Here is a 20,944-nt window from a genome sequence, read left to right as displayed (position 1 = left end):
ATGGCTGCCGCGTTATGACCTCGATGGGCGTCGATGCGCCAATTCGTGACTCTGCGCCTTCCGCGATCGGCCTCACTGCTTCATCGTCATCGGCTGGGTGAGGTGTCCCGATCGACGAACTCTGACGCCGTCCAAGAGGATGGATCGGTCGGCCGATCAGGCGAATTGCAGGATTGCGCTGACCGCCACTGCCAGAGCGATGGTGGCACCGCAGGCTTGTCCGATTAGACGCGGGCGGTAGGAGAGAAGCAGCACGAGAGCGACAGCGGCGCCGGTCAGTGTGCCGATCCATTGCACCGGCCCGAAATTCCAGCCTTCCGCCACGCCGGCCACCATCAGGCTGAGGCCGATGCCGGTCCATCCGAGCACACGCAGCAGCAGGACCCGCCGCGCGCTGGGCTTGGATTGAAAGACCTCCGTATGGTGGCGGTTCAGGCTCAGGCAGAGCGCCGTGAGGGCCGCGAAGCAGAGGCTCAAGTTGAGCAGGAGGATCGTGGGCGTCATGCGCGTTCCGGCTCCGCCGCGGCGAGGGGAGGGGGCGCGGCGTGAAGGGGCGCTGGCCTTTCCGAGCTGCGGACCGCAGCGGAAGGACGTGGTGCCTCCCGGCTGCGCTCGGCCCGCGACGGAGCCTGATAGCGCGCGACCTTGCGGGCCGCGACCGCGAACAGGCAGGCCATCGCGAGCAGCGCGCCGTCGAACCACAGGAACAGAGCCTCGCCCGCGCCGAGCCGGCGCAGCGGATGCGTCTCGACCGTGGCGATATCCGCCAGCACGACGGCGAGACAGAGGCCGGCGACCAGCCCCAGCATCTCGCTCCAGGCCCGGCGATGCGGACGGGCGAGCGGGATCAGGGCTGCCGCGATCCAGGCGGCGAAGAAGGCGCGGATCTCCCAGTTCGAGCGGCCGGCGAGGTCGGGCGGCAGCAGGCGGTTGGCGAGGAAGTATGTCGCCACCGCGGCGGGGAGGCCGGCGACGCTGGCGATGTTGAGCGCCTGGACCAGGCGCAGCCCGAAGAAGGGGCGCTCGTTCGCCTTGGGGAGCCGCGCGAGCGACCACAGCACGAGACCCGTCGCCACCATGGCGCTGCCCATCACGCCGCAGAGGAAGAACAGCAGGCGCAACGTCGGGCCGGCGAAATGGGCCTCATGCAGGCCGACCATCGTCGAAAAGGTTTTAGCCGCGGGTTTCAGGCCACCATTGACGACCTCCAGCACCGCGCCGGTCACGCCGTCGAAGGCGATCTGGGGATGTTCGTGGGAGAGTCCGTGCGGCTCCTCGAAGGCCGCGACGACGGTGGCATGGGCATCGCCGTGATGAGCGATCGACAGGCGGCCCAGCCGCTCCGGAAAGGTCGCGAGCGCCCGCTCGACCATCGGGCCGATCGGGGCCGGGGGGGCGGGACGGTTCGCAACCGGGCGAGATGTCGTCACGAAGCCGGCCTCGGAGAAGTAGGCTTGGCTGTCGCCCCGATACGCCGTCGTCACACCCCACGGCATGTACATCAACGAGAGCGTGACGATGCCGGTATAAGTGATCATCAGGTGGTACGGGAGGGCGAGGACGCCGGTGACGTTGTGGGCGTCGAGGAAGCTGCGACGCGGTGCCTTGTCCCGGCGGAAGGTGAAGAAGTCCGAGAAGATGCGCTTGTGGGTGATGATACCGGAGATCAGTGCCACCAGCATGATCATCGCGCAGATCCCGACGATCCAGCGCCCCCAGATCGGCGGCAGGTGCAACTCGAAGTGGAAGCGATACAAGAAGTCGCCTGCCATGGTCTTGCGTAAGGCCATCTCGGCGCCGGTCCTCGCGTCGAGGATGACGTGGCCAGGCGGCGCGCCGGGCCGGATCCGCCAGAACAGGTCGAGCACCGGCTCGTCGCCGTGAGGCAGGCCAATGAACCAGGTTCGGGCCTCGGACGCGTGCTTCTCCAGATAGGCGACGGCGCGCTCGGCCGCGGCCGGCAACTCAGCGTGCGTGAGTGGGGAGACCTTGGTCAGTTCGGGCCGCATCCAGCGTGAGATGTCGGCGCGGTAGTAGCTGGCGGTGCCGGTGACGAAGACGGCGAACAATACCCAGCCGACCACGAGGCCGGCCCAGGTGTGCAGCCACGCCATCGACTGGCGGAAGCTTCCCTTCACGGCGCGCCTCCGGCGGTAAGAGCAGAGCTTACCGCCAGCCAGAGGCTGGCAGCGAGGGCGAGGATCATGACAAGAAGGATAGCGGTGGCGCGCCGTACCGAGCGCAGGGCAAAGACGAACACGACCACGCCGGCGATGATGGCGAAACTGACGAGCGTCGCCGTCGTCACGGCCTCGGAACGTTCCAAGGGCAGCGCCGCCGAGAGGAGCGCGGTGGTGAGCGCGGCAATGGTATAGCCCCCAACGGTTGCTAGGGCGATTCGCGCGAGGATTCTTGCCACTTCCACTGGTCCCGTACGCGGTCCCGCCTTCGTCGTGCCAACGCCTTGCACGCCTACCACCGATAGCGAAGGGTAGCGTACACTGTACGAGGCAGGCCGTAATAGCAACTTGAATAACCAAAACAGCCGGTGACGTAGCGTTCATCGAGAAGATTCTGGGCGTTCAACTGCATTGTAAACCCGTCCAAATTTGTATTGAGGTGCTTGAGGTCATAACTGACCAGCGCATCGAGCAGCAGGCTCTCAGGCACTTTGAACGTGTTGGTCGTATCGCCCCAAGATGGCCCGAGGTAGCGAACGCCGCCGCCGATACCGAGTCCGCGCAATGGGCCATCGGTGAAATTGTAGTCGACAAACAGCGAGGCCGTTGCGTTCGGGATCTGGACCGGCACCCGATCTACAATGGAACGGTTCGTATCCCTCACGACGCGACTGTCGATGAGGGAGAAGCCGCCGATGAGGGTCAGCCGCTCGAACAGATTGGCTCGGGCCTCGAATTCGACGCCTTGTACACCGACTTGGCCAAGCTGTACGATAAAGTTCGTGTTCTGCGGATCGGTCGCAGGAGAATTCGATCGGCGGATGTCGAAGGCTGCCGCCGTCAGGAGGATGTCGGTGCCCGGAGGCTGGTATTTGATACCGGCTTCGTATTGATCACTGGAGATCGGTTTGGGAAGGCGACCGGCTTTTCCATCGAAGATACGGCCGCTGGTGATCGGTTCAAATGCCTGACTGTAAGACACGTATGGTGCAACGCCGTTATCGAACAGATAAAGAAGGCTCGCGCGCCCGGTAAATGCCTCTGCTGGCACGTCTTGCATCGTAATACGGTTGGATGCAAAAACGCGGGTTGAGCCAGACTGATGTGCCCAATCGTAGCGACCACCGAGCGTCAACACGAGGCGATCAAATTTAATCTGATCTTGAAAATAAATTCCAGTCTGCTTCGCGGTGGTCCGAGCATCTGTGGCAAAACCGGGAATACTGAGGTTCATGTCGTAATTCGGCGCAAGGACGTTGAGGCTGGGCATCGCCGGGAATGGTGTAAGGAGCGTCCGGTTCTTGAAGATGCGATGATCGAGGCCGACGAGCGCCGTGTGTGCGAAGGGGCCTGTGCTAAAATCCGTCACAAGATTGTTGTCGATGGTCCAGGCATCGATACTGCTTTGCGAAGCAATCGAAGCACGGTTGATCAATGGACCGCTGGCGTTCGCACCATTGTTGGATGACGTGTAGATGCTACGGTAATCACCATCTGAGCGGAGGTAGCGGCCGGCAGAGTGGAAGCGTAGATTCTCGCTGAAGCGATGATCGAACACATACCCGATGGAGGCCTGTGTTCTGTCCGATCGCTCGACGCCGCGGTCTCCATCGTAGAAGTTGACTGGGAAGCGCCCGATCGCACTATTGCCGAATCTGCGGGGAAACACAGTACCAACAGAAGGTAAGGTTCCGTAGAAACCGGATTTCGGATCGCGCTGGTAGTTGCCGCTGATCGTCAGCGAGGTGTCGGCATCGGGCCGCCATGTGACGCTCGGATTGATGAACGCACGCTCCACCTCGGTCGTGACGACCGGACCGTCGCCCTTCCAGCCAAGTCCGATCACCCGATAGGCGAATTGATCGGCCGTGCCGCCGGTGCCGTCACCGAGCGGCCCGCCGACATCGAAGCCGCCGCGCACCTCGCTGAAGCCGCCGCCCTGCAAGAAAATCTCACCATGGCGCACAAATTGTGGGACCTTTGAGACGAGATTGACGATTCCCCCGGGACCCGACTGACCATATAGAACCGAAGCCGGCCCCTTGATGATATCGACGCGTTCAAGCCGGAAGGGATCCACGTTCGGCGAGGCATCGCGACTGCCAGGCAACACGAGTCCATCGAGAAAGATCGGTGCAGTAAAGCCACGAATAAAAAACTGTTCCAGGCGGGTTGATCCGGATCCACCCCGCTGCTCCGTGGTTACGCTCGGTGTGTAGCGCAGGGCTTGATTGATGGTGAGGGGGCTCTGATCCTCGATCTGTTTACGTCCGATCACGGAGATCGACTGCGCCGTCTCAAGGATCGGTGTATCGGTCTTCGTCCCGACATTGCTACGTTTTGCGACGTAGCCGGGCACGCGTCCGAGAACACTACCGGGCCCATAGAGCCTTCCTCCGAGCGATCGCCCTCGGCCGTCGCCGGCGACGCGGAGTTCCGCGAGTTCGATTTCCGTATCGACGGTCTGAGACCAGGCATGGCTCGACATGGAGCTACAGACCGTCGACAGCAGAACAAGACAAAGCGCCGTACGCGGACTTGCCGATACGGACAATGAGCGAGGATGCGCACAATTCATCATATCAAAACCTGATAGAGATATATTTGAATCTGCAGGATTGTTATAGGTAACAAATCGGCATGCTTAGATGCGGTATATATTAGATTCTGCTGTTATGGTAGGGGATATAGTGTCTAATTAAAATAGATACAAAATAATTTGCGAATTTTTGCTGTCAGCTTACTTATCGAACTAAAGCGCATTGGAAATTGATTGACAGTTGTGAGGACCTCGCGATTTTGGATCAATCAGTCGTTCCGCGATAATGATTGTCTACGGGAGCGAATCTGGGTGATGAAGCGGTTTAATCATCGCGTGATGAGTGATCTAATTGTTTGTGATTCTGCTGTTGCGCCGGAGAAACGAGGCGCCAGGTGCAAATCCAATCACTGCTGACTCATCAACGCGCTTGTGCAGAACGCAGATTACCGATCGCATTCGAGTGACGCATTTGTGCTACAGTCGTGATCTTCTGTGGAGCTTTCCCATGCGTGCTTCAATTCTGACGGCCTTGATCCTGATCGCTCTGTCCATGCCGGCTACCGCTCAAACGCAGGCCCCCTCGGCGGCGCAGGCAGCGCAGCGTGACCGCATGACATCCTGCAACGCGGATGCCGGAACGCGGAAGCTCGCCGGCGATGCCCGCAAGAGCTTCATGTCCGATTGCTTGGCCGGCAAGGCGACCGCATCGCCCGACAAGGAACTCACGCCGCAACAGGCGAAGATGAAGAACTGCAATGCGGATGCGTCCGCAAAAAGCTTGAAGGGCGCCGACCGCAAGACCTTCATGAGCACCTGTCTGAAGGGTTGAGCGAGGTTCATCATCTGCGTCGGCCGCGTACGGAATGGCCCGACAGGTTGTTCGCGACCCCGTACCGGCCTCGTCGCGGTGGCACGGACTGAGTCGACATTCCATGCGCAACTCAGCCGGCATGTCACATTCCGGCTCCGCCGATCGGGAGGCGTAGTTCGGCGCAGGGCCGTACAATCACGTCGCGATCGGCGCGTCGGTCTCAAGGGCGTTTGCACGCTCCGCTGCCGATCGGTCACCGCATGAAACCGCCGGTGAACCCCAGTCAGAACGGCGACAGCCTAACCTGGATGGCCCTCGCTCGACTAACCACCTCGAGTTGAGTTTTACCTGGCTCGGCTCGATCGCGGCAACGGCTCTCCGAATCCATCCGTTTGCCGTATCGAATTCATATTGAGGCAATCGGGAACCGTCTGCCCTCGCCAATAATTTCTGGGCCGCAGAAAAAATAGGCGGGGGACGCATGCAGGCGGTTGAGACGGTGCTCGACAATCCCGAGAAGATTGAGCAGCCGAAAGACAAACTGTCTATTTTAGGACTGGGGTTGATCGGCCTCGGCCTGATCGCAACCGCAGCTTGGATCGGCTTCCTCGGTTGGGCAGCTTTTTATATACTACAATATTTGATACTGTAGCTCAGTCAAAAGTCGTCAATATCAGGCGCCCACTGCACGAGTTCAAGAAAGACGGCTGCACAAGCAAGATAAAGCGTACCAAACAGCACGGGCGTGACCTCCTGTCGAATCAGCCGAGGTCGTCGCCGCGGTTGCCCGCTTCTGTACCGCAAAACCAGTTGCGCGCAATTGCTTTGGCGCCTTCTGAACTGTGGAGTATGGAATCTTTCTTCTTGCCGAATGCCCTCGCGGCATCAGGTTGCATTCGATCGGCAATGCCACCAAAAAGCAGGATGACGTCATCAGCTTTTGTCGTTGATTGCGATGCGATTGCGAAGTTCACGTGACGCGGCAAACGCGTTTCGCTTCCACAAACTCACATTCGCAGAGGAGTTGGAGGGGGTACAACGCCCAACCTCTTAACTCTGTCGAGGATGACCTAAGCCGATTGTCTGGCCTTATTACCGGTCCGCGCTCAGCCAGTCGTTCTGTCCCGATCTCCGCGGCGGGGCATCATGAGCATGTGTCGAGCCGGAATCGGAAAATCCTGCGGCGCCTCGCCCGCTCGAATCACCCAAGTGACCTTGCCCCCTGGCCTGCCCTCGTTCTGCAGCTAGGGTCCGTCGATCAGGAGACGGACGATGAAGAAAAGCCGGTTAGCCCCGAGCCGAGATGGCCGCCGGTGACCGACACCGCGTCGATCATCTCGGCGCGCACCGCGTCCGCCACCTTCTGCAGCTCGCTCTCCGGCAGGAGCCGCAGCCGGTCGGGCGTCTCAAGACCCTCGAGGATCGTCGTGTCCGCTAGTGCCAACGTCGTCACCCATATCTCTCACAGCGGCCCGGCCGCTCGGGCGGCTCCCGACCGGGCGGCGCCAACAGCGTCGCACCCGGATCGCGGACCGCTCCGCCTAATCCCGCGTGTCCCCTGATCTGCGGCGCATCCGCAGTTTAGAAGACATTCGAACAGGCACACTAACGCGATCCGGTCACAGGATGCCATGATCCGACTGCAACAGCGGCCCAGCATTCCGCAGGATTCGCGCATCCGGGCCACCCTTACAGTTAAGGGAAGCCCGCTGTTTCGCGCCTTGCTGGGCTCCAAGTATGAAGTTCGGGCGGTTCGATCAACATCGTGCCGTCTCGTGAGGGTGGTTCCGGTACGATGATTCCTCTTTTCGCCCATCCGGTTCTCGCTGTCGCGATCCTGATCCCAACCGTCCTACCCGCGGCGGCAGCCGATGCCGGCCGCTCCGGGATCGGCCGCCCGCGGACCTGTGCATGGCCCATCCGCTGCCGCCGTCCGCCGGGACCGCCGGATCGAGACGTGCGACCATTCGACGGGACCGAGCAGGGCGCGCTGGGCCGACCGTGCGGCATTCGCTGGCGCTATACCCCGTCGGGCCCCCGTCGGGTCCGGGTCTGCTTCTAGGGATCGGCGCAGACGCATGCCCCGCTCCTTGCCGGTGTCCCGCCTTGTTCTCGTCCTTGCCCTGCTGATGAACCTGCCGGGTTTGCGCCCGGCCTTCGCGGAAACGGCGACAGCCTGCCCCGCGCTCTTCGCGCAGGGTCGCGCCCCGCTCCTGACCAATCCGAAGCTTCAAGAGCGAACCACCGCACTCTGCTTCGACGCCTTCGCGGTGCTGCATTCCGGCATCTCGCGCACGCCGCTCTACGCGGCGGAACGGCTGACCCGCGCCAGCGTCGCCGCCGCCCGACGGGTTGAGCGGGAGGACGCCTTTCACGAAGAGGATCGCCTCCCGGAGGACGATCGTGCGAACCTGTCCGACTACGTCCATAGCGGGTTCGACCGGGGCCATCTCGCGCCCGCGGGCGACATGCCGAGTGCGGCGGCGCAGGGTCAGTCCTTCAGTCTCGCCAACATCGTGCCGCAGAACCGCGCCGCCAATCGGGGCCTCTGGGCGGGCATCGAGGAGAGCGTGCGACGCCTCGCCTCCGAACGCGGTGAAGTGTTCGTCGTGACCGGCCCCGTGTTTTCCGGTCGCTCGGTGGATACGATCAAGAACCGCGTGCTGGTGCCGACACAGCTCTACAAAGCGATCTACGATCCCCGCACCGGCGAAGCCGGGGCCTATCTCGCCCCGAACGAGGCCGGAGGAGCGTGGAAGGCGGTCTCCCTCGCCACGCTGCAGGACATCGCCGGAATCGACGTCTTCCCCGGCCTTTCCGAAGCCGCCAAGGCAAAGACCATGGATCTGCCCGAACCGCGTGAATTCTCCCGGGGCGAGGCGCGCGGCGAGTCCTTCGGCAACTTCCTGAAGCAACTGGCCCACGATGCGCTCAAACGCATCTGGCGCGAAGTGATGCGTGCGATCTTCTGATGGAGCGAGGCGCGATGACCCGCCGCAAAGCCGACCCCGCCTTCGTCCCCTTCGCGGACGATGCCGCCGTCCGGACCTTCGCCGATCTTACGATCGAGAACGGCACGGCGCGCATCGCCCTCCACGGTTCGGTCGACATCACCCGCGACCAGGCGGGGCTGAAACGCGCGCGCGAACTCAAGGCCCTGTTCGAGGCGATCGTCTCGGCCCTGGACGGTGAGTCGCTGCCGGAGGCGGTGGCGGAGGAGCCCGAAGCCACGACGACAGTGGCGAACCCGTTCGGCTGATCCGTTTTGAGGGACCGCGGAGCCTACTGCTCCGGCGTCGGCGGCGGGCTGCCGTTGGCGAAGGCCTCACCGTTTCCCGCCCCGAAGAGCTTGCGCAGGAATCCGGGCGCCACGGCGGAGAGCGGGTTCACGCTCACCGTCGGCTTGGCGATCGGTCCCGACACGTTGAAATTGACTGCGAACAGACCCTCGTTGCTGCCGCCCGCGAGGAGCGGCCCGACCAGCGGCACGTGCGCCACCACGTTGTTGAGTCCGTAGAGCGGCACGAAGGTGCCGTCGATCTGCGTGCGCTCCTTGGCGGTATCGAGCCAGCCGCCGGCCGTGAATCCCATGGCCGCGTTGGAAATGGCGGCATCGGTGAAGCTCACCCGCGATCCCGCCCGGGTGAAGTTCGCCCGCATCTTGTCGAAAGCGACATCGTTGGCGTTGGGCGCACCCCGGCGCCCGTCGGCCGGGCCCTGCGCCATGATGCTCGACAAAGCCGGCTCGTTGCGCAGGGCAAATTCCTTGATCTGGACGACTCCGGCCTGAGGCCCGTCGTTGAGATAGAGGCTCAGTGCCAAGCGGCCGCCATACATGCGCTTGTAGATGTCGAGGAAACGCAGCGTCGCGCCGGAATCATACGATTCGAGGATGAGCAGCGGCTGACCACGATCGCCCTTTGCGACATTCGCGGTGACGGGCGCCGATCCGAACCGGCCGCGGAACTGGGCCGTGCGGATATCCCCGTTGCGCACGCTCGCCTTCACCGACGCATTGGTCAGCGCCTCGCCATTGAAGCCCGACAGGATCGCGACGCCGATCTCGGCATCGACGTCCTTGCCCGAATCCTTGCCGCCCTTCTGGTCCGATCCGGTCATGTTCTTCAGGAACGGGCGCGCGTCGGCCACGCCCCCCTTCACCACGACCTTGTAACCGTTGCCGGCCTTGTCGACGCTCACCCTCATGTCGTCGCCGGGCGAGAGCTTGAAGGCGCTGAGGTCGGCCCGCTCCAGGCCGCCTTCAGCCGAAATCGTGGCGCTGCCCCGGGCCAGGGTGGGCGCCGCGTCGAGGGCGATGTCGCGCAGCTCCATCTGCCCGTTGGCGCCCTCGATCATCGCCAGGGTCAACCGCCCGGTCTTGCCCGAGGCCTTGGACCAACCGGGCAGCAATCCGTCGATCGACGCCCTGGTCAGGTCCGCCTCGATCCGGATCGGGGGCTTTCCCGCGGAGGCCGGGTGGCCGATCGGGACGATCACCCGGGCCGGGATCGTGCCCGCGAGCTGAGGCGCTGTGGGCAGGCCGCGCTTGGCCCGGAACGCGTCGTCGAGGGGGAGCGTCACCACGGCTTCGCCCGGAGCACCGGGCTTCGACTGTTTGAGGTCGATCGCGACCGGTGCTCCGGCCAACCGTCCGTCGCCCTTCAGGGCAAAGCCGTTGCGGTCGAACGAGATCGCGAAGCGGCCGGACTCGAACCGATCCTTGCCGACCGCCTTGTCCATTGACAGATCGGTCAGCGTACCGGTCAACGTAACGGGGAGTTCGGCGAGGTCGGGCACGTGCTTGAGGTTCATCGGCACGTCGATGCGCAGGTCCGCCTTGCCCTTGATCGTGCTGGGATCGATCTCGGTGCCGGTCAGCCCCTTGAACATCCGCGTCTCGAGGAGCGCCGCGAGGGAATCGGCGCTGCCGGAGAGGCGGAGGCCGAGCTGGGCCACGATCTTGTCGGGCTGCGGGTCGCGGATCAGGAACGACCCGTCGGAGATGGTCAGCGCGCGGGTCTCGGAGAGCCGCACCTCGGCGGTCGCTCCCTGAATCGTCGTGGTTCGCCCGGTGACGACACCGGAAACGCGGCCATGACTGAGCGGCGGCGCATCCTTCGAAATGGTGAGCGAGGCGTCCGATACCGAGAAGGAGGCGGCGAGGCCGTGATCCGGCATCGGGTCGCCGCGTGTGGCGGCGGCGAGCTCGCTCCCGCTCAGGTCGACCTTGATGTTCGCGCTGTCGAGCCGCCCGCTGCGCAGCTCGTCCACGAGGTAGTTGCGCACGGCCGGGGCGATGTTCTCGGGCCAGAGGCGCAGAGCGGTGCGGCCATCGGTGTTCTGAGCGACGATGGACAGCGTGATGCCGTCATCGTCTTTGGCCGTGCCGATCGTGCCGCTGAGGCGGCCATTCACGCCGTTACCGGAAAGCGTCAACGAATCGATGTTCACGCCGCCGGCCCGGCCGGTGACCCGACCCGCCACGTCGCCGATACGGAAGGACGGGTCGTAGCGCGCCGCGCCGCGCAGCATCACGTCCTTGCCGGCGAAATCGAAGGTCCAGGCATCCTCCGCGCCCGGCGGTCCGATGGCGAAGGCACCGGTCAGGTGAGCCTCGTTGCCGCCCCCCCTGTAGTCGATCGCCGTGACGTCGAGGGCGCGACGGGCCTCGTCCCAGCGCGCCTCGGCCCGTACCTGCTCGATCACGACGGGGTTAAAATCCTTCTCGTCGACGACGAACAGGCCCTCCCCGCTCTTCACCTCGAAGGTCATCGTCTCGATGCGGCTTCCCCGGAGCGCCACATCGGCTTTGGCCGAGAGCTTCAGATCGGTCTCGATCGGCATCTTCGACTGGCCCGACAGCAGCAGCAGGTCGCTGACCGGCAGGTCGTCGAGGGTGATGATGCCGACGCGTCGGCCCTCACGCTCATCGTGGACCTTGCCGCCGAAGCGCCACTCGCCGTTCGGCCCGTCGATGCGCAGTTCGAAGATCCGCGCGCCGTCGCCGCCGCCCCGGTGGAACAGACCGTTGACCTGCTCGAAAGTCGCGCGGTGACGCGCGTCGTCGTCCACCAGCGTCAGGCGCCCATTGGTGATGCGCGCGCGATCCAACGCCCCGATGACGCCCGCGGGATCGAGGACCACGCCGAAGATCGAGGCGACGGCGGCCGAGACCGGGGAGATCTGGCCGCGGGCGGCGTCGACGCTCGGCAGGGTATGCGGCTTGGCGGCGTCCGCCTGGGAGGGTGCGGAGGCCGCGAAGGCGATGGAGCCGTCGTCATGGACGAGGGCGGTCATCTGCAGGTCACGAAACTCGATGGACCGGGGCTGCACCGAGAGGCGCAGGAGGCCCCACATATCGAGACTGACGACGGCGAGGGGTGCGCGGACCACCAGCGCCCCTTCCGGATTGTAGACGTCGAGCCCACCGACGCGCAAAGCCAGGGACGATTCGGGGTCGAGTTCGAGGGCGCTGTCGTTCAGCGTGACGCGCCATCCAGGCCCGACGCTGCCGGCGATCGCCTCGGCGACGCGCTGGGTCAGCCCGTCGATGCGCAGCGGCCCCTGGGACAGCCGCAGATAGGCCAGCCCCGTTCCGAGCCCGGACAGGAAGACGAGGACGACGGCGCTCCACAGCAGGGGCCGGCGCCGTCGACGGACAGCCTTGCAGGATGCAGGCTCGACCGCTTCCTGAAGCAGGGTCCTGGCCGTTTCCTGATCCATCCACTCGTTCGCTGCTGCCGCCGGGAGGCCGGTCGGAGGCCACCGTCGCAGGTGCCTGTCCTCAGGATTCGGCCCTTCCGGCATGGCGTCTGCCGGGTGATCCGTGCTTCAGGAGGGCACACCATCAATCGGCCGAAAGGAAGGCATGATGTCCGTCGCCCCCGGTCAACCTGCGCCCGATTTCACTTTACCTGGTGCGGGCGGAGAGACCGTCAGTCTTGTGGGACTTCGGGGTCACAAGATCGTGCTCTACTTCTATCCGAAGGACGACACGAGCGGGTGCACCTTGGAGGCGCAGGGCTTCAACGCGGCTCTCGAAGCCTTCGCGGCAGCGGAGACCCGGGTCATCGGCGTCTCCCCGGATTCGGTGAAGAGCCACGACAAATTCCGGGCGAAATACGGCCTGACCTTTCCCCTCGCCTCGGACGAGGCCAAGTCGATGCTGGAGGCCTATGGCGTCTGGGTCGAGAAGAGCATGTATGGCCGCAAATATATGGGCGTGGAGCGGACCACACTCCTGATCGACCGCGAAGGCACCATCGCCCGCGTCTGGCCGAAGGTGAAGGTGCCGGGCCATGTCGAGGAGGTGCTCGCGGCCGCCCGAGCCCTGGCCTGACGCCCTCGGCGCCGCGCTCACCTGGATCCCGAACGGGGCGCAGCGCCCCGCGCGACGGGAGTCGGGATTCCTCCGTCGTCGGATCGGTCATGGGGTCAGACGAGACGACCGCGATCGCGAAGAGACCGGCGAGACGGGCCGAAGCCTTCCTTAACCTTAATGGGTTGTGATCGCCTCGTTCTCCGAAGCGGTCGCCTCGCCCATGCCCCACTCCGCCTCGCGCAGCCTCAAGCCCGTCTTGCGCACGCGTCTCGTGGCGGCTCTCGGGCTTGGCTTGACGCTCACCACCGCCTGGGCCGGAGCGGCCAGCTATTACCTGATCTTCCACGACGAGATGCTGGCCCGCTTCGTGTCGCGCCAGAGCGCGATGCAATACACCTACGAAGAGCGGCTCGACACACTCCAGCGCGCCCTCGACCGCGCCACCTCCGACCATACGGCAACGCGCAGCACCATCGAGACCCGGCTCTCCACATTGGCCGAGCGGCAGGCCGTGATCGAACGGCGGCAGGGTATCCTGACCGGCCTTCCCGGTGCGGCCGCCGAGAGCGACGTGGCCACCACGGGCTCCATTCCATCCGTCGAGCCGCCGCCCATGCCGACGCGACCGCAGAAGCCGTTCCCGACGCCCGAGTTGCGGATGCATTCCGGCGAATGGTCCGGGGGTCGCGCCGTTGACCGAGCCGAGAACGTCGACACGACGATCCTGGCCCGTCTGGCGCGGCTGGAGCGGAGTCTGGACCACGTGGCCGAGCGCCAATCCCGGGCTGTGGCCCGCGTCGCTCAGAGAGCCGGAGACAGCGCCGACCGCTTCCGCAACCTGATCGCCAGGACCGGCCTGAACCCTGCGCGCTTCGAACCGGCGATAGGTGGCGTCGGCGGTCCCCTGGTGCCGCTGCCGGCCGACGGCTTCGAGACGAGCCTCGCCGAAGCGCGGCGCCAGATCGAGGACGAGACGCATCTGCGCCGGGTCACCGCCGCCCTCCCCTTCCGCCAGCCGCTGCCGGGCGAGATCGCCTATACCAGCAGCTTCGGCACGCGGCTCGACCCGTTCACCCGCGCGATGGCGCTTCATACCGGCGTCGACATGCGCGCCGAGATCGGCGCCCCGGCCCGTGCCACCGCCGCCGGGCGAGTGACGGCGGCCGAATATGCCGGCGGGTACGGAAACATGGTCGAGGTCGATCACGGACGCGGTCTCGTGACCCGCTACGCCCATCTGTCGGGCACCGCGGTCTCGGTCGGTCAGCGGGTCGAGGCCGGCACCGTCATCGGCTTCGTCGGCTCGACCGGTCGCTCCACCGGCAGCCACCTGCATTACGAGACCCGGATCGACGGCGAGCCGGTCGATCCGCAGCGTTTCCTCCGGGCGGGGTCCGAACTGGTTTTTGCGGATTGAGGGGCCCGAATGTGAGAACGGCCCCGGTCGAGACCGGAGCCGTTCGCATCGTTCAGTCGATATCGTCGACCGCTTCGCTGCCACCGTAGACGCGCTGCGCCAACGAGGCTTCCATGAACGGGTCGAGATCCCCGTCGAGCACCTCGTCCGGATCGGTCGATTGGGTGCCGGTGCGCAGGTCCTTCACGAGCTGGTACGGCTGGAGCACGTAGCTTCGGATCTGATGGCCCCAACCGATATCCGTCTTGGCGGCGGCCTCGGCGTTGGCCTTCTCCTCGCGCTTCTGCAACTCGGCCTCGTAGAGGCGGGCGCGCAGCATGTTCCAGGCGGTCGCCCGGTTCTTGTGCTGCGAGCGCTCCTGCTGACAGGCCACGACGATGCCGGTCGGGTTGTGCGTGATGCGCACCGCCGAGTCGGTCGTGTTGACGTGCTGTCCACCGGCGCCCGACGAGCGATAGGTGTCGATGCGGCAGTCCGATTCCTTGATCTCGATCTCGATCCGGTCGTCGACGACCGGATAGACCCACACGCTCGCGAAGCTGGTGTGGCGCCGCGCGTTGGAATCGTAGGGCGAGATGCGCACCAGCCGATGAACGCCGGACTCGGTCTTGAGCCAACCATAGGCGTTGTGGCCCTTGATCAGGAGCGTCGCGCCCTTGATCCCGGCCTCTTCGCCATCGGTCATCTCGACGATATCGACCTTGAACTTCCGCCGCTCTGCCCACCGATAATACATGCGGTGCAGCATGTTGGCCCAGTCCTGGCTCTCGGTGCCGCCCGCGCCCGCATGGACTTCGAGATAGGTGTCGAAGCCGTCGGCCTCGCCCGACAGCAGGGTCTCGACCTGACGGCTCGCGGCGTCTTTCTCGATAGCCTTGATCGCCGCCTCGCCCTCGGCGATGGAGGCCTGATCCCCCTCCATCTCGCCGAGTTCGATCAGCGTCGCGGCGTCCTCGAGATCCTGCTCGAGCTTCCGGATGGCGGTGACGGCCTCGTCGAGCTGCTGGCGCTCGCGCATGACCTTCTGCGCGGCCTCGGCATCGTTCCAGAGGTCGGGGTTTTCGGACGCGGCATTCAGCTCCGCGAGGCGTTTATCAACGGTATCCCAGTCAAAGATGCCTCCTCAGCAGCCCTATAGACTGCTTGGCGGCATCCGAGGCCTGCTCGATCTCGGCGCGCATCTGGTGTGGAACTCGTGTGTGAGGGCCGCGGGTGATACCGGGCGTGCCCGACCCTTTAACGCAAGCGCCCGCCATGGTCGATGCCGGAACCCGCCGCCCCGTCCTGATCCTGTCCGTCGCCGCCGTGATCGCATCGGGAATCGCCGTGCGGTACCTGCCGCTCGGCCTGCCGACGGGTGTGGTGAAGTATGCCGGCTCCACGTTATGGGGGGCGATGGTCTACGGGCTGCTCGCCTGTCTCCGGCCGGCGATGGCGGTCCATCGCCTCGCTCTCATCGCGGCGGGACTTGCGGTTGCGGTCGAGTTCTTCCGCCTCGTCCATACGCCGCAGCTCGACGCCTTCCGGCTGACACTGGCAGGGCAGTTGCTACTGGGCCGCGTGTTTTCGTTGTGGAATCTGCTGGCTTATGCCGTCGGGATCGCGGCGGCGGCGGGCCTCGATGCGATGAGCCGCCCACCTCGAAGGTCTCTTGCGGTTCCCCAGCATGGTAGTAACATAACTACATTTAGAAGCGATTGAATGTTCGAGTTATGCCGATGACCACCTTCACCAGCCGCGAACTGAATCAGGACGTGACACGGGCGAAGAAGGCTGCGGCAGACGGCCCGGTCGTCATCACGGATCGCGGCCGACCCTCCCACGTGCTCCTGAGCTTCGAGGAATATCGGCGCCTTACCGGGCAACGGCGTAACATCGCCGACGCGCTGGCGATGCCGGATACACGAGACGACGATTTCGAGCCGCCGCGCGTGACCATCGACGCACGACCGGCCGATTTCTCGTGAGGCACCTCCTCGACACGAACGTCGTGTCCGAGTTGCGCAAGGTCCGGCTCGGCACGGCCGATCCGAACGTGACCGCTTACGCGGCGCGCCACGATGCGGCGGACCTGTTCCTGTCGGCGATCTCGGTGATGGAACTCGAACTCGGCGTTTCGCTGCTCGAGCGGAGAGACGCATCGCAGGGCGCTCGCCTCCGCGTTTGGTTGGAGCAGCAGGTATTGCCGGAATTCGTTGGCCGCATCATCGCCATCGACGAGGTCGTGGCTCGGCGTTGCGCCAAGCTCCACGTCCCGGACAAACGTAGCGAGCGGGATGCACTGATCGCCGCGACGGCGCTCGTTCACGGCCTGACGGTGGTCACCCGCAACGTTGCCGACTTCGAGGCAACCGGCGCCAGCCTCCTCAATCCCTGGGAGCCATGACGCCGGGAGGAAGCCTACGCCGCCTTTCGCCCTTCCAAGAACGCCGTGTGTTCGGCCACCAGTCCACCGCTCAACGCCTTCTCGATCAGCGCCCGCGTGCCGGCCACGCCGTAGAGCGCGATGAACGAGCCGAAACGCGGTCCCTGCGCCTCGCCGAACAGCACGTTGTAGATCGAGGCGAACCACGTCTTCGCCACGCCGGGGCGTCCATCCGGACTCTTGGCCTTGCCGGAGAGGTCGGGGAAGTGGCGCCGCCCCACCTCGTAGACCGCGGCCTGCAGCGCCTCCGGGTCGGTCGATCCCTCGTGCTCGGACAGCGTCTGAAGGAGATCGCGCAGGGCGGCGGCCTCCTCCTCTGTCGGAGCACGGTACTGCTTCTGCGGGCGCACGAAATCCCGGTAATAGGCGAGCGCGCGGGTCACGAGGGCGGCGAGCCGCGGGTGCGTCTGCGGGCCGACATTCGGGGCGTAGCGGCGGATGAAGCCCCACAGGACCGCCTCGTCCTCGGCATTGGCCACCGCCACGAGGTTGAGGAGCATGCCGAAGGACAGCGTGGTCCCGGCCTCGTCGATGGCTTCCGGCACGGGAGGGTTGCCCCCGTGGAGGTGCCACACCGGATTGCCGAGCTTGTGCTTGGCTTCCTGGCCGGGAAAGCGTCCCAGGAAATTGTCGTACTCGTCGACGTGACGCGGGATCACGTCGAAGAACAGGCGCTTGGCCTCGCGCGGCTTGTTGTACATGAACAAGGCGAGCGATTCCGGGGTGGCGTAGGTCAGCCACTCGTCGATCGTCAGACCATTGCCCTTCGACTTCGAGATCTTCTGACCCTTCTCGTCGAGAAAGAGTTCGTAGTTGAAGCCCTCCGGAGGCTCGGCGCCGAGCGCGCGGGCAATCTGGCCCGAGAGCTTGACCGAGTCGATCAGGTCCTTGCCGGCCATCTCGTAATCGACGCCGAGCGCAACCCAGCGCATCGCCCAATCGGGCTTCCACTGCAGCTTGGCATGCCCGCCCGTCACCGGCGTCTCGTAGGCTTCGCCGGTGGCGGGATCGCGCCAGACGATGGTGCCGGACGAGGGACGCACCTCGTCGATCGCGACCTGCATCACGTGACCGGTCACTGGATGGATCGGCAGGAACGGCGAGTAGGAAGCCGAACGCTCGGCGCGCAGCGACGGCAGCATGATCGCCATCACGGCCTCGTAGCGCTCCAGCACCAAGCGCAGCGCATCGTCGAACACGCCGGAGCGGTAGCATTCGGTCGCCGAGCGGAACTCGTACTCGAAGCCGAAGGCGTCGAGGAAGCGGCGCAGCTCTGCGTTGTTGTGGGCACCGAAGCTGTCATGCGTGCCGAACGGGTCGGGCACCTTGGTCAGGGGCAGATTGAGGGCGCCGGCAAGCAACTCGCGGTTCGGCACGTTGTCCGGAACCTTGCGCAGGCCGTCCATGTCGTCCGAGAAGGCGATCAGCCGGGTCGGCACCGCATCCTTCGTCAGCACCCGGAAGGCGTGGCGCACCATCGAGGTGCGGGCGACCTCGCCGAAGGTGCCGATATGCGGCAGTCCCGAGGGGCCGTAGCCGGTCTCGAACAGCACCTCCGCCTTCGGCTTGCGCTCCAGCCGCGCCACGAGTTTGCGCGCCTCCTCGAACGGCCATGCGGCGGCGGAGGCGGCGGCCTCCAGAATGTCGGGGTCGAGTTGGGGGGCGGACATCGGGAACGGCTTCGGTCGCATGGGAGCAAGGGCGCCGGGCGGCCCATGGGGCGGCCGGGGCGCGAGAGGGCGCACCCTATGGAGGGGCGCCCCGCGGGTCAACGCGAGGCGACGCGGTTCAACCGCGGCCGAGCAGCAGCAGCCAGCCCACGGTGGTCGCCGCGGCCGCGAGCGTCGAGACGAGGACGGCAGCGGCCACCAAGCCCTGCTCCGTGCGGTAGCGCGCCGCCAGCAGGTAGGCGTTGATGCCCACCGGCATCGCCGCGAACAGGGTCGCGACGCCGGCATAGGCGGGCGGCATCGTGAAGACGTGGAACGCCAGCAGGTAGACCGCGAGCGGATGCACCCCGAGCTTCAGGGCCGCCACGATGCTCGCTCCCGGCAGATCGTGCAGCACCCGGTAGCGGGTGAGGCCCGCGCCGAGGGCGATCAGCGCGCAGGTCGAGGCGGTGCCGGCCAGCCCATCCACCAGGGTCTTCGGGATGCCGGAAAAGGACAGGCCGAGCGCCTTCATCGCGCCGCCGAGGAGGAGCGCGAGGAAGATCGGGTTCTTCGCCAGCACGAGCCCGAGCGCTTTCAGGCGCTGTCCGAGCGGTCGGCCCCCCTCCGATTCGATCAGGAAGGTCGCCGCTCCCATCATCAACGGGAGGTGGACGGCGAGGAGCATGAAGAGCGGGAACGCTCCGGCCTCGCCATAGGCCTGGAAGATCATCGGCACGCCGACGAAGACCGTGTTCGACTGGCTCGCGGCGAAGCCGTGCAGGATCGCGCCGCGGCGATCCACGCCCTTGGTGCGCCGCCCGATCAGGGATCCCGCCGCCCAGGCCAGCGCGGCCCCGCCGAAGTAACTCGCCCAGAACCCCCAGGCGATCTCGCCCGAGAGGCCCGGCCGGGTCAGCGTCGCGACGATCAACGCCGGCACGGCGAGGGCGAAGACGTATTCCGACAGGCCGTCGCCGACGCGCTCCGAGATCAAACCGGACAGCGAAGCCAGCCAGCCGACGATCACGAGTCCGAAGATCGGAAGGATGAGGGTGAGCGCGGTCATCGCGCGGCAAGACCCCGAATCGTGGCGGCACGCGCCGAAACGGCGAAGGCCACCGGGGCGCGGTACGCCTGCGGTGGCCTTCAGAACACGGTCGAGGCGCGGGCCCGGCGGAGCCCGCGCGGCTTACGCAGCCGCAGGCGTCGCGGTCTCGGCGAGCTTCTTCTCGATGTCGCGCTTGAGCAGGCGGGCCGTCTGGGACAGCTCGACCTCACGGGCCTTCACCAGGAAAGCGTCGAGACCACCACGATGCTCGACCGAGCGGAGGGCGTGGGCGGTCACCCGGAGGCGGACGCGACGGTTGAGGGCATCCGACTGCAGCGTGACGTTGCAGAGGTTCGGCAGGAACCGGCACTTGGTCTTCCGGTTCGAGTGGCTCACGAGGTGACCGACCTGAACGGCCTTGCCCGTGAGTTCGCAGCGACGCGACATCGTTACAGTCCTGTCAACGTTTGGCCGGGTCTCGGCGCTCTGGTATCCGGCAAAGCCGCACGGCTTTCGCGCCGCGGGCGTCGAACCCACGCGTCAATCGATAGCGGCGGAGTCCTATGGGAGTGGCGAGCCTATAGGGGAGGCGCACCGGATTCGTCAAGGTCGCGCCGGATCGGAACGACATCCGGCGCCGAGAGAACAGAGATCGGTCAACGCTCCGGCGCGAGTCCAGCCGTCCGCGCGGGCTTGACGCCGCCGGGACGGCCCGACATCGCCCGCAGGGACTGCACGTTGGCGGCCGCTTCCGCGGGGCCGAGATCCTGGCGCAGAACGGTTTCCGCCTCGTCGTAGCGCCCCTTCAGCCCCAGGACGAGAGCGAGGTTCTGGCGCACCCGCGCATCGGCCCTGGGCTGGGCGGCGGCACGGCGCAGGGTCTCCTCGGCCAGATCGAGATGGCGCGAGAGCGCGTAGGACAGTCCGAGATTCGACAGGACGCGCGGCTCTTCCGGGACGATCTTCAGTGCCGCCTCGTAGAGGCCCTGGGCGCGGGCATGGTCTCCGGTCTGATCCGCAACCATGCCCTGCGCCGAGAGCACGCGCCAATCGGGCTGGGCCGGGCTGTGGGCGTTCTGGAGAACCTCGTTAGCCTCCTGGTAGCGTCCGGCATCGGCGAGCGCCTTGCCGTAGGCGGCGAGCACCGCCTGATCCTTGGGGTTCCGCAGGGCCGCCTGCTGCAACACCGCGACGGCCTGTGAGCGCTGCTCCGTCGCCCGCAGGGCATCGGCGTAGCGCATGGCGGTTCGAAGGTCGTTTGGATCGGCATTGTAGCGGGCAGCGAGCCCGTCGATGTCCGCCCGTGCCGACCGCTCCGGACGGGCGATCCCGAATAGGGAGGAACCGATGGAGCCCGTGGTCTCGGGCGAGCGCGATTGGCACGCCGAGGCGGCCAGGCCGATCAGGGCGGCGGCGATCAGGCGCCGGGAGCGGACGGTCCGGGCCGCGCCCGCTTCTGCGCTGACGGTCCGTATCATGTCACCTCTCCATACCTGCGGCCGGCCCGCGCTTGCGCCCTGCCGACACCGGGGTGATAGAGAATTAACC

The 20,944-nt window shown here is 65.7% G+C and carries 20 protein-coding genes and 1 pseudogene; 9 read left to right on the top strand and 12 right to left on the bottom strand.

The genetic code is table 11. The features are described from left to right. Positions 1 to 156: 156 nt before the first annotated feature. The 4 genes from OWC43_RS02340 to OWC43_RS02325 are packed head-to-tail and all read right to left on the bottom strand — an operon-like array spanning position 157 to position 4,758. A complete protein-coding gene (locus OWC43_RS02340; RefSeq protein ID WP_393955578.1) occupies positions 157 to 504 on the bottom strand; it encodes a DUF3325 domain-containing protein in 348 nt (115 codons plus the stop codon). Beyond that, a complete protein-coding gene (locus OWC43_RS02335; RefSeq protein ID WP_393955577.1) occupies positions 501 to 2,138 on the bottom strand; it encodes a PepSY-associated TM helix domain-containing protein in 1,638 nt (545 codons plus the stop codon). Before OWC43_RS02335 ends, OWC43_RS02340 begins: the two co-directional genes overlap by 4 nt. Further along, positions 2,135 to 2,419 carry an iron transporter gene (locus OWC43_RS02330; protein WP_393955576.1) on the bottom strand — a complete coding sequence of 95 codons (285 nt, stop codon included), beginning with the start codon at positions 2,417 to 2,419 and terminating at the stop codon, positions 2,135 to 2,137. Before OWC43_RS02330 ends, OWC43_RS02335 begins: the two co-directional genes overlap by 4 nt. Before the next feature lie 53 nt (positions 2,420 to 2,472). Further along, positions 2,473 to 4,758: a TonB-dependent siderophore receptor gene (locus tag OWC43_RS02325; RefSeq protein WP_393958473.1), complete on the bottom strand. Its 2,286-nt coding sequence runs from the start codon at positions 4,756 to 4,758 to the stop codon at positions 2,473 to 2,475. A 319-nt stretch (positions 4,759 to 5,077) separates the two neighbouring features. On the opposite strand from OWC43_RS02325, the gene OWC43_RS02320 reads away from it, so the two are divergent. Continuing rightward, positions 5,078 to 5,551 carry a PsiF family protein gene (locus OWC43_RS02320; RefSeq protein ID WP_393958472.1) on the top strand — a complete coding sequence of 158 codons (474 nt, stop codon included), beginning with the start codon at positions 5,078 to 5,080 and terminating at the stop codon, positions 5,549 to 5,551. 463 nt (positions 5,552 to 6,014) lie between these two features. Further along, positions 6,015 to 6,185, top strand: coding sequence for a hypothetical protein (locus OWC43_RS02315; protein ID WP_171015398.1), 171 nt, complete (start codon positions 6,015 to 6,017; stop codon positions 6,183 to 6,185). Positions 6,186 to 6,294: 109 nt separating this feature from the next. Here the strand turns inward: OWC43_RS02315 and OWC43_RS02310 are convergent, their stop codons facing one another. After that, positions 6,295 to 6,519 carry a hypothetical protein gene (locus OWC43_RS02310; protein ID WP_393955574.1) on the bottom strand — a complete coding sequence of 75 codons (225 nt, stop codon included), beginning with the start codon at positions 6,517 to 6,519 and terminating at the stop codon, positions 6,295 to 6,297. Between the two features lie 302 nt (positions 6,520 to 6,821). Then, positions 6,822 to 6,977 (bottom strand): annotated as a pseudogene (locus OWC43_RS02305) (1-deoxy-D-xylulose-5-phosphate synthase N-terminal domain-containing protein); the annotation flags it as partial. Positions 6,978 to 7,662: 685 nt separating this feature from the next. On the opposite strand from OWC43_RS02305, the gene OWC43_RS02300 reads away from it, so the two are divergent. Continuing rightward, positions 7,663 to 8,505, top strand: a complete 843-nt coding sequence (locus OWC43_RS02300; protein ID WP_393958471.1) for a DNA/RNA non-specific endonuclease — start codon at positions 7,663 to 7,665, stop codon at positions 8,503 to 8,505. A 14-nt stretch (positions 8,506 to 8,519) separates the two neighbouring features. Then, a complete protein-coding gene (locus tag OWC43_RS02295; protein ID WP_393955573.1) occupies positions 8,520 to 8,792 on the top strand; it encodes a hypothetical protein in 273 nt (90 codons plus the stop codon). A gap of 23 nt (positions 8,793 to 8,815) precedes the next feature. Here the strand turns inward: OWC43_RS02295 and OWC43_RS02290 are convergent, their stop codons facing one another. Beyond that, positions 8,816 to 12,256: an AsmA-like C-terminal region-containing protein gene (locus OWC43_RS02290; protein ID WP_393955571.1), complete on the bottom strand. Its 3,441-nt coding sequence runs from the start codon at positions 12,254 to 12,256 to the stop codon at positions 8,816 to 8,818. A 148-nt stretch (positions 12,257 to 12,404) separates the two neighbouring features. On the opposite strand from OWC43_RS02290, the gene OWC43_RS02285 reads away from it, so the two are divergent. After that, positions 12,405 to 12,872 carry a peroxiredoxin gene (locus tag OWC43_RS02285; RefSeq protein WP_393955569.1) on the top strand — a complete coding sequence of 156 codons (468 nt, stop codon included), beginning with the start codon at positions 12,405 to 12,407 and terminating at the stop codon, positions 12,870 to 12,872. Positions 12,873 to 13,074: 202 nt separating this feature from the next. Then, on the top strand, positions 13,075 to 14,271 hold the full coding sequence (locus OWC43_RS02280) for a M23 family metallopeptidase (RefSeq protein WP_393955567.1): 1,197 nt from the start codon (positions 13,075 to 13,077) through the stop codon (positions 14,269 to 14,271). Positions 14,272 to 14,323: 52 nt separating this feature from the next. On the opposite strand, the gene prfB is transcribed toward OWC43_RS02280, so the two are convergent. Then, a protein-coding gene (gene prfB / locus OWC43_RS02275; RefSeq protein WP_137829258.1) for a peptide chain release factor 2 occupies positions 14,324 to 15,452 on the bottom strand; the annotation gives its coding sequence in 2 pieces (ribosomal slippage) (positions 14,324 to 15,382 and positions 15,384 to 15,452; 1,128 coding nt in all). A gap of 73 nt (positions 15,453 to 15,525) precedes the next feature. On the opposite strand from prfB, the gene OWC43_RS02270 reads away from it, so the two are divergent. The 3 genes from OWC43_RS02270 to OWC43_RS02260 are packed head-to-tail and all read left to right on the top strand — an operon-like array spanning position 15,526 to position 16,657. Beyond that, the gene (locus OWC43_RS02270) at positions 15,526 to 15,972 is read left to right on the top strand and encodes a DUF2809 domain-containing protein (RefSeq protein ID WP_393955565.1); all 447 of its coding nucleotides are present in this window, start codon (positions 15,526 to 15,528) and stop codon (positions 15,970 to 15,972) included. An 11-nt stretch (positions 15,973 to 15,983) separates the two neighbouring features. Continuing rightward, positions 15,984 to 16,238, top strand: coding sequence for a type II toxin-antitoxin system Phd/YefM family antitoxin (locus tag OWC43_RS02265; RefSeq protein ID WP_393955563.1), 255 nt, complete (start codon positions 15,984 to 15,986; stop codon positions 16,236 to 16,238). Then, positions 16,235 to 16,657, top strand: a complete 423-nt coding sequence (locus OWC43_RS02260; RefSeq protein ID WP_393955560.1) for a type II toxin-antitoxin system VapC family toxin — start codon at positions 16,235 to 16,237, stop codon at positions 16,655 to 16,657. Before OWC43_RS02265 ends, OWC43_RS02260 begins: the two co-directional genes overlap by 4 nt. Positions 16,658 to 16,671: 14 nt before the next feature. Here the strand turns inward: OWC43_RS02260 and OWC43_RS02255 are convergent, their stop codons facing one another. The 4 genes from OWC43_RS02255 to OWC43_RS02240 all read right to left on the bottom strand — a co-directional run bounded on the left by OWC43_RS02255 (position 16,672) and on the right by OWC43_RS02240 (position 20,874). Continuing rightward, positions 16,672 to 18,366, bottom strand: a complete 1,695-nt coding sequence (locus tag OWC43_RS02255; protein ID WP_393955558.1) for a lysine--tRNA ligase — start codon at positions 18,364 to 18,366, stop codon at positions 16,672 to 16,674. 118 nt (positions 18,367 to 18,484) lie between these two features. Continuing rightward, positions 18,485 to 19,414, bottom strand: a complete 930-nt coding sequence (locus OWC43_RS02250; protein ID WP_393955556.1) for an AEC family transporter — start codon at positions 19,412 to 19,414, stop codon at positions 18,485 to 18,487. A 123-nt stretch (positions 19,415 to 19,537) separates the two neighbouring features. After that, a complete protein-coding gene (rpmB, locus tag OWC43_RS02245) occupies positions 19,538 to 19,843 on the bottom strand; it encodes a 50S ribosomal protein L28 (RefSeq protein WP_137829264.1) in 306 nt (101 codons plus the stop codon). A gap of 209 nt (positions 19,844 to 20,052) precedes the next feature. Next, positions 20,053 to 20,874: a tetratricopeptide repeat protein gene (locus tag OWC43_RS02240; protein WP_393955554.1), complete on the bottom strand. Its 822-nt coding sequence runs from the start codon at positions 20,872 to 20,874 to the stop codon at positions 20,053 to 20,055. Between the last annotated feature and the right edge of the window lie 70 nt (positions 20,875 to 20,944).

The organism is Methylorubrum sp. POS3, from assembly GCF_043352485.1.
In the GTDB taxonomy this organism is placed as follows: Bacteria; Pseudomonadota; Alphaproteobacteria; order Rhizobiales; family Beijerinckiaceae; genus Methylobacterium; species Methylobacterium suomiense.
This window is presented reverse-complemented; position numbering and strand designations above follow the sequence as displayed.